The organism is Methanomicrobium sp. W14, assembly GCF_017875315.1.
In the GTDB taxonomy this organism is placed as follows: Archaea; Halobacteriota; Methanomicrobia; order Methanomicrobiales; family Methanomicrobiaceae; genus Methanomicrobium.
Genome location: NZ_JAGGMM010000001.1, coordinates 496,711 through 509,549, shown reverse-complemented (window position 1 = coordinate 509,549; position 12,839 = coordinate 496,711). Strand labels below are relative to the sequence as shown.

Below are 12,839 nucleotides of genomic sequence, written 5' to 3'. Positions count from 1 at the left end.
AGACAAAAGTCTTCTCATTTTATTTCAGGTCAAAATCCCAATCTCCCCGGATTTTCAAGACCTGCATTTTATATAGTATTTTTATTTGTCCGACAGAAAATAAACGTTTTCATAACATTAGGATTTTAAAAAAATTAGATGAAAAGTATTCTTCTTGTCTGTCAATTCTTTTTAGGGGGAGTTATTTCCCATAGATATCCCTATTTATCGTCTCAAAAAAGAATACTACATTATATTGATCAAGTCAAAAATGTGAGAACTTAGGGAATAGATGGTATAAAAACTTCATTTTATAAAGATTTAATAATCTTTGGTATCATTATTGTAGTTATTACGTTGATTGCACCATTTGGATTCATCAAATTTGGATAACTGGGATTTTATACGGGATATCTTATCCCTTGTAGTATATGTCTGTTTATTCATATATTCTATTTGTAAAATAATTTTTTTATACATAGAATCGCTGGGACTAATTTTATCTAGTTGTTTAAATCCATTTGATATTATATCACTGTAAATCACAAGATCAGATTCTAATTTTTTTAATTCTGAATAAAGAATATTCCGCTGAAATTCAATCTCTCTTGAAGAATTATATGAGAAATAAGGATCAAATTTATTCCCTTTTTGGGGCGAATCTTCGTTTATATTATGTCTTAGATTCTTGAAAGAATCAAATTTATAATCTATATTATAATCTTCAATTTTTTCCTTGTCGCTTTCTTCTTTCTTTTTATTTAAGTCCTGAACTTCAAGTATCAATTTATCTGTTTTGACTCCATATTTTTCATGATAAAACTCTAAAAACCGATCAAATCTATATTGATAATAATATTGCCCTGTTTTTTCATAAAACTCTCTTAATAAAGAGGGAGCAGGACCTATCGTTCTTCCACTTATATTAAACCAAAAATCATCTTTCCTGTCTTCAGTAATAAATATTACAGGTTTTTGAATTTCTTGAGAATATTTAATTATTTCATTCCAGATTATTAAATCTCCAAATTTATTTTCATTTTTAGAATTATCCTCAAAGCCCGGAGGAATCTTTTTAGAGTATCTTATTTCACCTTCTTTTTCTATTTTTTCAATTTCATCATCAGATAATTTATCACCAACTCTGCCTGAAAAAAATTTTTTTATAATTCCTGTTACTTCTGTTTCATTAACTCCTGAAGGATTTTCCTCTTCACATTTCTTTAGTGCTTCTAAACAGGAATCATATGCAGATTCTATTTTTTGGATATTCTTTTCTAATTTCAAATAGGGATGCTTGCTGTATTTATTGCAAAAATCAATTACTTTCTGTTTTGACTCTTCTAGTTTTGATGAAATATCTTGGTAAGCTACAATTTGCTCTAATATTATGCAATACAAATGATTGTGATATTCTTTTCCTACGTGGTAAGGTATCCAAAATCTATCTGGTTTTAATTTGAAATCTTTCAAAAATTCTTTTACAGTTTGTTGATTATATACATGGAAATTCAAAAGCACATTTGTATCAAAAACAAATATGCAATTATCCCAGATCTGATCTAATCTTTTATCAGGATATTTGTAATATTCAAAAAATTTAGTCTCCAATTAGACATCCCTCTTTTAATCTATCATATGTTTTTATATATGACTAATAATTGCTGGACGTCCGACAGAATAAATTTTTTCATTTGACTTTCATAATTTCTCTGGAATATACTCAATATAATCTTTCCAATTTTCGTAACCTTCAAAAACACCAATGGTGTCAAAAATTTTTTCCACTATTTCAGGCTTTTTTTCAGGATTTTTAAGAATGTCAAAATATATACAGGCAAATTGAAGACCACTAATCAGGCAGTGATCTCTTTTTTTGGAAAATTCAACCATAGAATGAGGAAATACGGGCTGATTTCTTTGCTCTAAGTGAGTATCTTTATAGCCATTTACTACTAAAATTCCCTTTAGATTTTTATTCCCATGCTCATAAATAAATTCTGAAACCCATTTTTCCAACTGGGCAGAATTCTTCTCAGCAGCACTTTTCGAAAGCCCCTTTATTTCAACTACTGCAAATTTATCGCCGTAAGATAATATCAGGTCACTGCGATTTTTCTTTCCAGGTATTTGTTTAAATCCAAGCTCTAAAAACACTTTAAGGCACTGTTCCTCTAGTGGTATACCATCACCTGAAAACAGAGCTTTCATATTTTGCAATTCCAAAAGCCTCTGATTCTTACCAGAAATGTCCTTGTCGATTTTCTCAAGTTCTTTATTTAATTTTTCTATTTCCTGAGACGTTTCTTTTTCAGAGGGTATCTTATAATTGTTACTCCATTCGGGCAGAAAATATTCACGTTTCTCAGGATTTTCTAATTCAGTTATTGCTTCTATTAAAATATCCAATGCTTCTGAATCCAAATCTAAATATGGAAGAAATACAATTTTTCCAGACCCCTCGCTCCATTCAAATCCAAGAATTCTATTTGGATTATTTTCTATGCAGAATATTTCTGATACGGTTGTTTTTTCGTTTTGTTGAGGCAGGTTACTGTAATAAGCCCGATATTTAAAAAAATCCTTCAATTTTTTGTAAAAATCCTGATATTTTTGATTTATGCACTGTACTTCTTTTCCAGTATAATCTGATATGTATATATCAAACGGCAAAATCATTGAAACGGAATCTATCGGAATATTTCGGTTTAATGGTGATTCTTCCCATGTAATAAAATAGATGCTTTTTTTACTTTGAAGAATTTCTTTAAAATCCTGATTTATTTGCGGAAAACAACTATTTCGTATAGAGTAACTATAAAATGATCCTTCTGAGATGAAATCATTAAGTAAATATCCATATGATTTGAAAAAATTTTCAATGTCAATTATTATAAAATCCGAATCAAAGATGTTTTCTTTTGACAATGGATTGATTATTTTTAATATATCGTAATATTTGGATTTTGAGTATCTTCGATTGCGTGGATGATATAGATCATCACTAATTATCGTTATTTTTTTTGTATTTGCCATTACTTAACCCATAACCCAAAAAGATTTATTCCTTTTCTGATTTCATCTTATTGACAAGATCCTCAAGCTGATCGTATTTTTCCGATAAATCAATAACCTCTTTGAATAACCATCCCTGAAGCTCATCAACCGACATACCTTTCTTCTGAGCCTGCGAAGCAAAGCGCGTGTAAAACTTAAGTGCGACGTTTATCTCTCCGGATCTGTCTCTTTCGTTTTCGACTGCTAATTCATCAATTATATTCAATGATTTATTAGCAACACGCACACTAATCTTGGTATAATCTTCTTCGCGGGGTTTACGAGCCATTTCATTAAGATTTTTTATCAGCTATCTTCTCAACAATTTCTTCAAGCCGATCATACTTCTTAGACAGCTCTTCAACTTCTTTGTATAGCCATTGATGCAATTCTTCAGCACTCATACCTTTTTTGCAAGCCTCGTGTGCAAAATCCAAATAAAATTTTATTGCGTGATTAATTTCTCCAGAACGGTCTCTATCATTTTCAATTGCTAATTTATCTAGTATTTTGATATAATCAGCATTGATCCTGACACTGACTTTTTCCTTTTCGCTAATCTTGACCATTCTAATAAAAAATACCATTAAAAAAATAATAGTTTATGTGCTTAATAATACTCTATTGTAGGACAAGATATTTATGTAGATGTGCCTAATTATGCTACGAGGTCGGACAATATGACCACCACGAAAATGACAAAAATATCCTTTCGTCTGCCTGCATCATGGGTTTCAGCCCTCGATGCGATTGCGGCACGTGAAGGATGCGAAAGATCGAAAGTTATCAGGAACATCCTGAAACCTCATATGACTGCTGCGGAGGCTTCCGTATGACCGTCGTTGCACAGCTCCAGGACTTTGAAAGCTGGTAACAGAAAACCCTTGCACCGCTCGCCGGTCAGCTTGGAATAAAAGGCGGAAAAGAAATGACAAAAAAACTGCTGGAAACCGAATACGGCTTTGAGTTTGTCGGTGACCGAAAAATCGATCATACAGATTTTTTCATCCCGACACTGCCTCAAAAGCCCGTTGAAGAAAATAAGCAGGAGGACTTTTAACTTATTTTTTTAAGAACTGTTTGTTTTTTTCCGAATCATTGCATAGTAATTTATATGTTCTTTTTTTAAAACAACTATCTTAGTATTGTTCCTTGGGGTTTTAGCAGATATATGGATAAAAAAATTTCAAAACCGGTAAAAGTGTTGGCAATCGTTGCAGCGGCAATCACTCTTGTTTTATTGAATCTGATAATTTTTGCAGCCCCACATTATGAATCAGCACATGTTTACTCCAGTGAACCAACCAGACTAGACTGGTTCTCAGGATATGCTATAGACTCTACAAATCCCAGAACTGAAAATATGACTCCCACTATTATATATTATATCGAAAACGATTCATTTCAGCTTCAGGATCCGGAAAAATGGAGCAAACCCCTGTTTGTAGGAAATTATTTCAGTAAGGATATTTCAAAACCCGAATTATATGAAGATCTCTGGTATACTCCTGACATATCCGTTGAAGGAAATAATCTCAGTATTGATTATTCTGCATATAATGGAGCGGGAATTGATTGCGGTAAAGCCCTGTATAATGTGACATTTACTGTCGTTGAAATTAATCTAAGTACGGGATATTATCATGAAGAAGCAGCAGGAGAGATTCCTGTTGAAGATATCGAGGTAACTGATCTTCCTGCCGGAGAATACAAGGAGTACAGAGTTACCGGAGAACTGCTCAGGCCAGAACCTGGTGAGGTATTTGAACTGATTCTGACTATATATTTGCCATCTTTTTTTATAGATGGTAATAATGAGACATATACGATGTCTGAAATTTGTGATAATTGCGATGAATGTGATATTGAAAATATTCCCAGAGAATATGTGTATTTTGTTTTGAAGGCAAGTGACGCTCCGGATATCCCAAAAATAACCTGTGAAAACAGCTATATGTGTCCTGATGCTCCTTAAGTTTTGAATAAATTTCCGGATTAATTCATACTAAAATATTGCTGGAAAGGTCTGGATATTATTATCATTCGTTTTTTTCCGAACTATTGCCTTTTATTTTATAAGGTCCCCACTGAGAATCAAATATTGCTTCATAGAGTCTAAATGAAAGATTCTAGTGGAAGTAAAAATTATGAAAAAAATTATTCTTTTAATAAGCTTGATATCGCTGATTGTGTGCTCTGCAAGTGCTTATCCGGCACATAATTATGATATCTCCGACAGTACTTTGGATACAACTCCAACGGCAGAAGATGCAGAAGATGATCAGGAAGCAATGGGATACTCTGGTTATTCTGATACAAATCGGCCCGCATCAGATGCATATTTCGATTTTGAGGATGATGCAATATTCTTCTTTAACGGTCACGGACTTTCATATGACAATGGAGTAAATGGTGGGGGCATTGTATTTGGCAGCAATTCGTTGATTATTGGGGAGTATAATTCTAATCATCAACCTGGAAATAGCAGGTATTATATCGAAAATTATGGAGCAAACGCTCTCGATGGTGTTTTACTTGCCGTTTATCTTGCATGCTACTCTTCACATGACAGCCAGTATCACGGGAATTTAGCATGGCTGACAGTAGGTAAAGGTGCCGATGTTTGTATAGGCTTAGATGAATCGATTATTGAATCGAAATCATGTTACTGGTCTGAACAGTTTTGGGAACACGCAAAGGACGGTGAAAAGATTGCAGATGCAGCAGATGATGCAAAGAATGATTGCTACTGGCAATATCCATACGGTTACCATGGTATTGATTCATATCAGCCTTATGTTGAAACATCCGGCTCTGTAGAAATCCTTAATCCCTTTTTTCTAGAAGCATATTGTGAATGATAAATCTTGTTTTAATTTCTTTGAGTTGGTTGTAATATTTTCTTGAGCGTAAAGTCTCTCCGTACTTACGTTTAATCATCAAAAAAACGCATTCGACAAGATTTCTTTTACCATATTTTTTTCGATCAATATTTTCAATCATTTCAAACCTGACTTCTCCGGAGTGGATCTTTCCGTCCCATTTTCTTACAGGGATTTGAGAATCTGCACCGATATATCCCCGAATATATTCATGAATCCATTCTGCATCATAGCTTTTATCCATAGTAAAACATTGGCTTTTTGTTACTCTCTGAGTCTGGTTGATCAATGATTTTGCATGTTTCCTGTCATTTACCGGGAATTTTGAAAATTTCCAACCCAGGACCAGTAAACTTTTTGAATCAACTGCAACTGATGTTTTTACAAAGCTTTTACGCGTTTTTCCGATGCGCTTTGAATAGTAATGACTTGCATAATCACTGGTAAATCCGGTTGCATCAATTGATGTAACCGGAACCTTCTCGCCTTTCTGCAACAATTTTTTGATTGTTTTCGTTAAAATTATGGCAAAAATCCGTGCAGGAAATCCTGAAAAAAATTTATGGAGAGTAGTGAAATGAGGAATTTCCTGTAGATTCAATAAGTCCCTTATAGGAGTTAAAATCTCTAAAAGGTCGCAGAAATTGTGGTAATTAACTCCTCTTTCTTCCTTTAAAATGATCAATGAGAGAAGTTGATGCTGGTTAAATTTCTTCTTAGAGAAAACAGATGAACGAAGAGGTACTTTTGATTCCTTTATTACCTCCTGAGAGATTTTCACAAGATTGATGTACCTGTTCTGCAACATTTATTTGGTAGTTCCTCACTTATTTGTGGTTAAATAATGTTGGAACTCTTGTACGATCGATCTTTCGGTCGATATTTTATCTGAGGATTTCTACAGAGCCAAATTTTATAAATTTTCTCTTTGTGGGAATCTTCCTGAAAATAGCGACCGAAAGATCGATCATACAGGAGTTCTGATATTACTTAACCACAAATATACGAGGAAAAATCCGACAAACATAGAAGAGAGATGTTTGGGAACCTGAACACACAACACACAGAAAATGGACAAAGAAATCTTATTGAGTATGTTTTTTCAATGATTAAACATAAGTACAGCAGCACTCTGAGTTCAAGAAAATGTTATAACCACCTCGAAAAATTAAGACAAGAATTATAGTTCATAATACACTTCTTGAAAAAGGTGATTAAAGCTTTCTACAAAGCCAATTTTTCAAATATTTTGATTATGAATATTTAAAAAAATTAATATCTTGTTATGATAATTATAGTAATATGGGTCGATTTAATGATTTTAATCATTTATTCTGCGTCAAAACCATAAAACATATCGTATATAATTTATTTACAGGGTCTTCATCTGATATTCCAAATGAGGCTTTGTTTAAACTGGAATCAGAATTATGCAGTGATGTGTGGTAATATGAGTTTTTCCAATATATTTCAGAGTGATTCCTCACAGAATTTATCCGATGAACTTGTTGAGATGCTTAATGATTTAACTCATGAATTGACTTATGTAAAAAAATATTACGAATCCGGAAAAGAGAACAAAGCTAAATCAAAATACGAAAGAGCTTTTGAATATTACAATAATTCAATAGACATTTTAGAATCCGGGATTAATGAATATTTTGAAGTTTTTGAAGATGATACAGGCTCTATTGAAGAATTTTTGAATTTATTAGAAGCCTGCTATAATGCTTTTTATTCCTGGGACGATACTTTTGGTTATGACTTTTCTGATAATAAACTAAAAACTGATGCATTACTTAATCTATCACGCGGAAGATTTTTGATGTTGTCCGAGAAATATCGTCTTGCTCTTAGGAAATATCAGGACGGATTAGAATCCTCTCCAGATGTTTATATAGCTGAATTTTATAAAAGAATCGGTGATGTCTATCGTGAACTTAAAAATTATGACAAATCCTTGAATTTTTATAATAATGCTATTAAAGTTGATTGGGAAAAAACCGGTGCATGGTGTGGAAAAATGCTGGTTTTGGCTGAACTGGAAAGATCTGATGATGCCATTGAATCTGCATATACAGTTTTAGAACTATGTGAGAAGGATTCCCTTGAATATTATATTGCAAATGCAACTTTAACTACCTGTTTTTGTGATTCCGGTAAATATCAGGATTCCTTAGACCATCCACTGGTTCTTTTGCCAGATCATGAAGAAACTAAGGGTTTAAATGCTTTTTTATGTTACTGTCGGTATTATGCCCTGAAAATGACTCATGCACCTGAAAATGAATGCAATGAAGCATATAATAACGCTTTGGAATATAATCCCGATATTGAATCAACAGAAGAAGTGAAGGAATTACTGCAGAAAGGAACGTCTGATCAATCTAAAAGAATAATAAAAGACAGCAGCAAAAGCAGTCTTGACGATATGCTAAGTGACCTTAACGGTGAAAATGACGGGAAATCACTGGAAGACTTACTCAGAGAACTTAACGAACTTACAGGTTTGTCTTCAGTAAAAGAAGATATAAATTCACAGATAAATCTAGTAAAATTAAGGCAGATCCGCGAGAATAACGGATTAAATCAACCTGAACTTTCACTACATATGGTCTTCTCCGGAAACCCCGGGACCGGGAAAACCACAGTAGCAAGACTGGTTGCTGAAATTTATCACAAACTGGGCGTCCTTTCCAGGGGAAACCTTGTTGAAGTGGACAGATCAGACCTTGTTGCAGGATATGTCGGTCAGACTGCACTAAAAGTTCAGGAAGTTGTGCAGAGTGCACTGGGAGGTATTTTGTTTATCGATGAAGCTTACACGTTGACAAATTCAAAAGGGGGAAATGATTTTGGTGATGAAGCAATCGCTACTTTGTTAAAGGCAATGGAAGATAATCGCAGTGATTTTCTGGTTATTGTTGCAGGATACCCGGATTTAATGCAGGAATTTTTACAGTCAAATCCCGGTCTTCGCTCCAGATTTAACAAATTTATTAACTTTGAAGATTATTCTCCTGACGAACTGATAGAGATCCTCAATATACGTTGCCATAAAAACGGAATGACTTTGACGGAAGAAAGTCAGGTTTATGCAAAAGCTGTCTTTGAAAAAAGATGCAAAACAAAGGGAGCGGATTTTGCAAATGGCAGAGAAGTCCGGAATTTCTTTGAGCAGGCGTATAAGAATATGTCAAACAGACTTGCTATGAAAGAAAATCCATCAAAAGAAGATTTGTCCACAATAATCCTGGATGATTTAAAGGGTATATCCCTTTAATTTTTTAGCAGCCTTCCGAATTTATCATATTGCAAGCAGTTTTCTTTCCCTCTCCAGGTCAAAAGAAAAGATTTCAGGGTGGATACGGTTTGCAAGGTCCATGAGAGTAATTGTCCAGCCGAAAATGCTGTCCGAGCCAGGATAGAAGAAACTGAATACGTTTCCTTTTTCAACAGCCGGGATATCAAAGCCCGCTTCACGCCAGTCACCGGGTGTGAGACCTCTGCCGTCTCTCTTGCCGCTGACAAATACAAATTCCGGCCTGAACGAATTTATAACTTCAGGGTCGATCTCCATCTCCGTTGACTTATCGTCAAGTCCCAGTTCCAGATTTATCGGGTATCCGCCTGCGATGCGTATAAGGTCTATGTCCATCTTATCCACGAACAGTGGGAGGACAGGTTTTGCCATAATAGAATACACCGGAGGAGTTTCTGCTCCGGCAACGGCTTTGGATATCTTTTCGACAACCGGGTGATATTTCCTGTAGATTTCCCGGTACTTTTCTTCTGCCCCGACAAGAGATGCAAAATAACCGAGGTCGTTGAAGAACCCTTCTACTGTGGACGTTTTCTTATGAAGTTCACTTAGATAACCGCTTTCAAGAGCTTTTATCCAGACGTCTATCACCGTTGAACTGTCGGTAACTCCCAGTGTTTTCAGGTGAACTGCTATTCCGTCAAGGGCCTTGACTGACCTATATCCCCCGATGTATCTTGGTTCGGAAAACCCGTGAGGTTTTATCTCCCCCTTAATCCCGATATCCCTCCCGCATTCGCATACTCCTCCTTCCCTGTAGCTTATCACCTTCGCTCCCATAGGGCCGTTGAACTTTCTTTTTATTATTATCCTTTTGCATGACGGGCAGTAGGTATTCAGGCGTTCTGTTTCAGGAGTATTGAAAATATATACAAAGTCAAGATATTGTTCAAGGGAAGTGCAGAGTTTTTCAGACTCGGCGACTGAAGGACGGTCCTTTCTCTGTGATTCATCATGCGGCATGAAAGGCATTATCTGGAGAGGGATTTCACGCGAAATTCCCCCGATAATCTCCGCGGCTTTCAATACTTCTTCCTCCCTTCCGAGAAGGTGCATTATAGAAACTTCGACATGGACACCGTTTTCATGAAAAAGCCTGATATTTCTGAATACGGAGTCAGGGGATGCTGCTTTGCACTCACGGTATCTTTCAGGGCTTGACCCTTTAAGGCCGATATTTACGAAATCAAGATATTTGGAGCATTCAACAACCGCCTCCTTCGTCATGTATCCGTTTGTAGAACAGCCGGCTACAAGGCCGTTCTCCTTTGCGGCCCTGATATATTCAAGAAAACTGTAATAGGACACCGAAGGCTCGTTCAGGCAGAAAACAATTCCTGAACAGTCCTCTGATTTTGCGGACTTAACCACCTCTTCAGGACTGACTTTTTTCAGCATCCTTGATACCGAATCCGGGCTTTTGATTATCATCCAGGATACACATCCCGGACATGAAAAGTTGCAGCCGATTGTCGAGATAAGCATGAGCTTTCCGTTGGGCATGAAATGAAGTATGGGAATATTTTCTATGGAGACCGGGTACATGGCGAATAGCATTCCCGGATACTTCTCCTTAAGCAGACCGTCCGATACGGTATACATTCTGCACCTTCCGGTCGCACCTTCGGTTATTGTGCACCGGTTCTCGCAGATGCTGCACCTGACTGAATATATACCAGTTGAGTTTTCTCTGTCTGTTGTTATTTTTTCTTCTGTAATACAATGTACACTCATTTTAAGCACTCTCTTCTGCCGCCCCGTCCTGCTGCTATATCCATAAAAAGCTTGAAAAGTTTTTCTTTCACTCACCTGCGTGATTTAAAAGAACAAAATCTCTGATATAACATTAAAATGCAGAAAAAATAAAATGATTGTATATTAAACCTGATTTACATAAACAGGACTAGTATAATGTTTTTCTCAACTGTCACAGAAAATGAAAAACCGTTAAGAAAATGAATAAACCAACGTGACACTTTTGACACCTTAACTGTATATAACCGACCCGGAACAACGAACGGATGAGATAATAATTTAATTATATGCTACAGGAAAGAAATAAACAGAAAGATAAAACAAAATGGCTGTCGAACCGGTTGAAACAGATGCAGATACAATAGATTATGGTTATGAAAATGACAGCTTGTTCTTTTTTACCAGGGGTGAAGATTACAGTCACTCATTAAACCTGGATAATATAATACCTGACTTAAATAAAGAGAACTCCCTTAAAGGAGTTGAAATTTCAAACGCATCAAAAAAGTTTGGTGTTTCAAAGCATGCACTGGGAAACCCTCACCAGATAGAGTTAAACCTTGATATATCAGATGATAAAATTGAGCTTAAACTTTTAATTATCCTGAAAATAAGGAACAAATCCACTCCAAGGACAATAAAAACGACAGACATAAACGAATATAATATGCCGGCCATGAACATGACGATGTCATGCGGTGTCTGTTGATGTTGAGAGTCCTGAATCAGGACTGCATTTTTTACATCAGAAATGAATAGGCGGCACATTTTAATTTTACACTAACGTTGACCCGGATTTTCTGCAAAAATTTCCTTCCCCTTTTCGGTGTAATCCATTACGCCGAGCTTTATCAGAAAATCGGAATCTGAGTCCACTTCCCAGCCTTCGGCAAGCCTGCCGTCAGCGATTCTCCAGATAAAAACCATCATCATTTCAAGCCTGTTTCCGGTCGGCGGAAGTGCAACTCCGGAAAGACTCCATTCCCCTGTATGTGTCCCGGTTGCCTTAACACGGACCCACACTCTGTCGCCTTCGGCGATGATGTCCTCAATATTCTCATGCCAATCCGGAAATGCTCTGAAAGCGTCCAGAAAAAGCTGCCTGAAACTTTCGATGCCCTTTTGCCCGTGGGTGTTGTCAATATAATCTGCGGCTACAAGACTGTCAAACAAATCTATATCACGATTATTGTAGGCATTAATAAATTTTTTAACCAGTTCTTTGTTCTCTTCAGCTGACATGATGAATTAACCTCTTTTTTAGGGGTTTACTCTTTTTTTATATTTAAAGAACACAGTTGCCGGGAATGTAATTCCTTAAAATTATTCAACGAAAAATACGGCTGGAAATTCACACATTCCCTTCAGCCTGTAATAATGTGCCGGAAGCATCGTTTTTTCGTAGGGAATTCCTACACTTTCTATAACCGGGTCGTTTAGCTGCATGACCTTTGAGAAGCATGCAAGACTTTCGTTGTATAATTTCGAAATCCTTGGATCACCGGGGTTTTCATGGAGGTAAAACTCCGCAGTGCGATAGTAGTTTGAAGCCCGCAGGTATGCCTTTCTGGCGCTCACAAAATGACCGGATGAATAGGATTCATCAGCACTTTTTTTCAGTCTTTCAGCGGTTTTTGTCCATTCCGAACACCAGCTTTCGTAATCGTTTTCCCTGATTTTCTCCGCGGTTGATACCACTTCCCCGATATCGGCGGAACCGTAAACAGCTTCACCCAAAAGACGCAGTGCCTGAAAATCGAATTGTTTATCTTTGAAAAGAAGACTCATAGGAATTTTTGCTCCGTTAACCTGTTACAGATATCTATTTCGGCAGATACTGTAAT

14 protein-coding genes are annotated in these 12,839 nt (G+C 36.0%); 6 read left to right on the top strand and 8 right to left on the bottom strand.

All coding sequences use genetic code 11. From position 1 onward, the window contains the following. Positions 1-300: 300 nt before the first annotated feature. The 4 genes from J2128_RS02695 to J2128_RS02680 form a co-directional block, all read right to left on the bottom strand. On the bottom strand, positions 301-1,590 hold the full coding sequence (locus tag J2128_RS02695; protein WP_209689435.1) for a PIN domain-containing protein: 1,290 nt from the start codon (positions 1,588-1,590) through the stop codon (positions 301-303). A 90-nt stretch (positions 1,591-1,680) separates the two neighbouring features. Next, complete coding sequence (locus J2128_RS02690) at positions 1,681-3,015, bottom strand: hypothetical protein (RefSeq protein WP_209689433.1); 1,335 nt, start codon at positions 3,013-3,015, stop codon at positions 1,681-1,683. A gap of 25 nt (positions 3,016-3,040) precedes the next feature. Then, entirely contained in the window at positions 3,041-3,325 is a 285-nt protein-coding gene (locus J2128_RS02685; protein WP_209689431.1) for a hypothetical protein, read from the bottom strand. 4 nt (positions 3,326-3,329) lie between these two features. Next, a complete protein-coding gene (locus J2128_RS02680; RefSeq protein WP_209689429.1) occupies positions 3,330-3,605 on the bottom strand; it encodes a ribbon-helix-helix protein, CopG family in 276 nt (91 codons plus the stop codon). 111 nt (positions 3,606-3,716) lie between these two features. Here J2128_RS02680 and J2128_RS02675 point away from each other — a divergent pair, with 111 nt between their 5' ends. From J2128_RS02675 to J2128_RS02665, 4 genes are all read left to right on the top strand, one after another. Further along, entirely contained in the window at positions 3,717-3,872 is a 156-nt protein-coding gene (locus J2128_RS02675) for a hypothetical protein (RefSeq protein ID WP_209689428.1), read from the top strand. A 92-nt stretch (positions 3,873-3,964) separates the two neighbouring features. Further along, entirely contained in the window at positions 3,965-4,096 is a 132-nt protein-coding gene (locus J2128_RS12855) for a hypothetical protein (protein ID WP_281069277.1), read from the top strand. 111 nt (positions 4,097-4,207) lie between these two features. After that, positions 4,208-5,011: a hypothetical protein gene (locus J2128_RS02670; RefSeq protein ID WP_209689427.1), complete on the top strand. Its 804-nt coding sequence runs from the start codon at positions 4,208-4,210 to the stop codon at positions 5,009-5,011. Positions 5,012-5,183: 172 nt separating this feature from the next. Further along, the gene (locus J2128_RS02665) at positions 5,184-5,897 is read left to right on the top strand and encodes a hypothetical protein (protein WP_209689426.1); all 714 of its coding nucleotides are present in this window, start codon (positions 5,184-5,186) and stop codon (positions 5,895-5,897) included. Here the strand turns inward: J2128_RS02665 and J2128_RS02660 are convergent. Beyond that, positions 5,863-6,726: an IS5 family transposase gene (locus J2128_RS02660; protein WP_209689425.1), complete on the bottom strand. Its 864-nt coding sequence runs from the start codon at positions 6,724-6,726 to the stop codon at positions 5,863-5,865. The two genes, J2128_RS02665 and J2128_RS02660, sit on opposite strands and share 35 nt — an antisense overlap. Before the next feature lie 642 nt (positions 6,727-7,368). Here J2128_RS02660 and J2128_RS02655 point away from each other — a divergent pair. After that, positions 7,369-9,201 carry an AAA family ATPase gene (locus tag J2128_RS02655; RefSeq protein WP_209689424.1) on the top strand — a complete coding sequence of 611 codons (1,833 nt, stop codon included), beginning with the start codon at positions 7,369-7,371 and terminating at the stop codon, positions 9,199-9,201. A 24-nt stretch (positions 9,202-9,225) separates the two neighbouring features. Here the strand turns inward: J2128_RS02655 and J2128_RS02650 are convergent, their stop codons facing one another. Beyond that, entirely contained in the window at positions 9,226-10,974 is a 1,749-nt protein-coding gene (locus J2128_RS02650) for a radical SAM protein (protein ID WP_209689423.1), read from the bottom strand. A gap of 346 nt (positions 10,975-11,320) precedes the next feature. Here J2128_RS02650 and J2128_RS02645 point away from each other — a divergent pair, with 346 nt between their 5' ends. After that, on the top strand, positions 11,321-11,704 hold the full coding sequence (locus J2128_RS02645; protein ID WP_209689422.1) for a DUF2283 domain-containing protein: 384 nt from the start codon (positions 11,321-11,323) through the stop codon (positions 11,702-11,704). A gap of 71 nt (positions 11,705-11,775) precedes the next feature. On the opposite strand, the gene J2128_RS02640 is transcribed toward J2128_RS02645, so the two are convergent. After that, positions 11,776-12,237, bottom strand: a complete 462-nt coding sequence (locus tag J2128_RS02640; RefSeq protein WP_209689420.1) for an ester cyclase — start codon at positions 12,235-12,237, stop codon at positions 11,776-11,778. A gap of 81 nt (positions 12,238-12,318) precedes the next feature. Then, on the bottom strand, positions 12,319-12,783 hold the full coding sequence (locus tag J2128_RS02635; protein WP_209689418.1) for a hypothetical protein: 465 nt from the start codon (positions 12,781-12,783) through the stop codon (positions 12,319-12,321). Positions 12,784-12,839 lie beyond the last annotated feature (56 nt).

Bases quoted from the DNA above. Each gene is read 5' to 3' on its own strand.
- J2128_RS02665 (WP_209689426.1), top strand. From the start codon at position 5,184: ATGAAAAAAATTATTCTTTTAATAAGCTTGATATCGCTGATTGTGTGC.
- J2128_RS02640 (WP_209689420.1), bottom strand. From the start codon at position 12,237: ATGTCAGCTGAAGAGAACAAAGAACTGGTTAAAAAATTTATTAATGCC.
- J2128_RS02675 (WP_209689428.1), top strand. From the start codon at position 3,717: ATGACCACCACGAAAATGACAAAAATATCCTTTCGTCTGCCTGCATCA.
- J2128_RS02680 (WP_209689429.1), bottom strand. From the start codon at position 3,605: ATGGTCAAGATTAGCGAAAAGGAAAAAGTCAGTGTCAGGATCAATGCT.
- J2128_RS02650 (WP_209689423.1), bottom strand. From the start codon at position 10,974: ATGAGTGTACATTGTATTACAGAAGAAAAAATAACAACAGACAGAGAA.
- J2128_RS12855 (WP_281069277.1), top strand. From the start codon at position 3,965: ATGACAAAAAAACTGCTGGAAACCGAATACGGCTTTGAGTTTGTCGGT.
- J2128_RS02655 (WP_209689424.1), top strand. From the start codon at position 7,369: ATGAGTTTTTCCAATATATTTCAGAGTGATTCCTCACAGAATTTATCC.
- J2128_RS02645 (WP_209689422.1), top strand. From the start codon at position 11,321: ATGGCTGTCGAACCGGTTGAAACAGATGCAGATACAATAGATTATGGT.
- J2128_RS02690 (WP_209689433.1), bottom strand. From the start codon at position 3,015: ATGGCAAATACAAAAAAAATAACGATAATTAGTGATGATCTATATCAT.
- J2128_RS02660 (WP_209689425.1), bottom strand. From the start codon at position 6,726: ATGTTGCAGAACAGGTACATCAATCTTGTGAAAATCTCTCAGGAGGTA.
- J2128_RS02685 (WP_209689431.1), bottom strand. From the start codon at position 3,325: ATGGCTCGTAAACCCCGCGAAGAAGATTATACCAAGATTAGTGTGCGT.
- J2128_RS02635 (WP_209689418.1), bottom strand. From the start codon at position 12,783: ATGAGTCTTCTTTTCAAAGATAAACAATTCGATTTTCAGGCACTGCGT.
- J2128_RS02670 (WP_209689427.1), top strand. From the start codon at position 4,208: ATGGATAAAAAAATTTCAAAACCGGTAAAAGTGTTGGCAATCGTTGCA.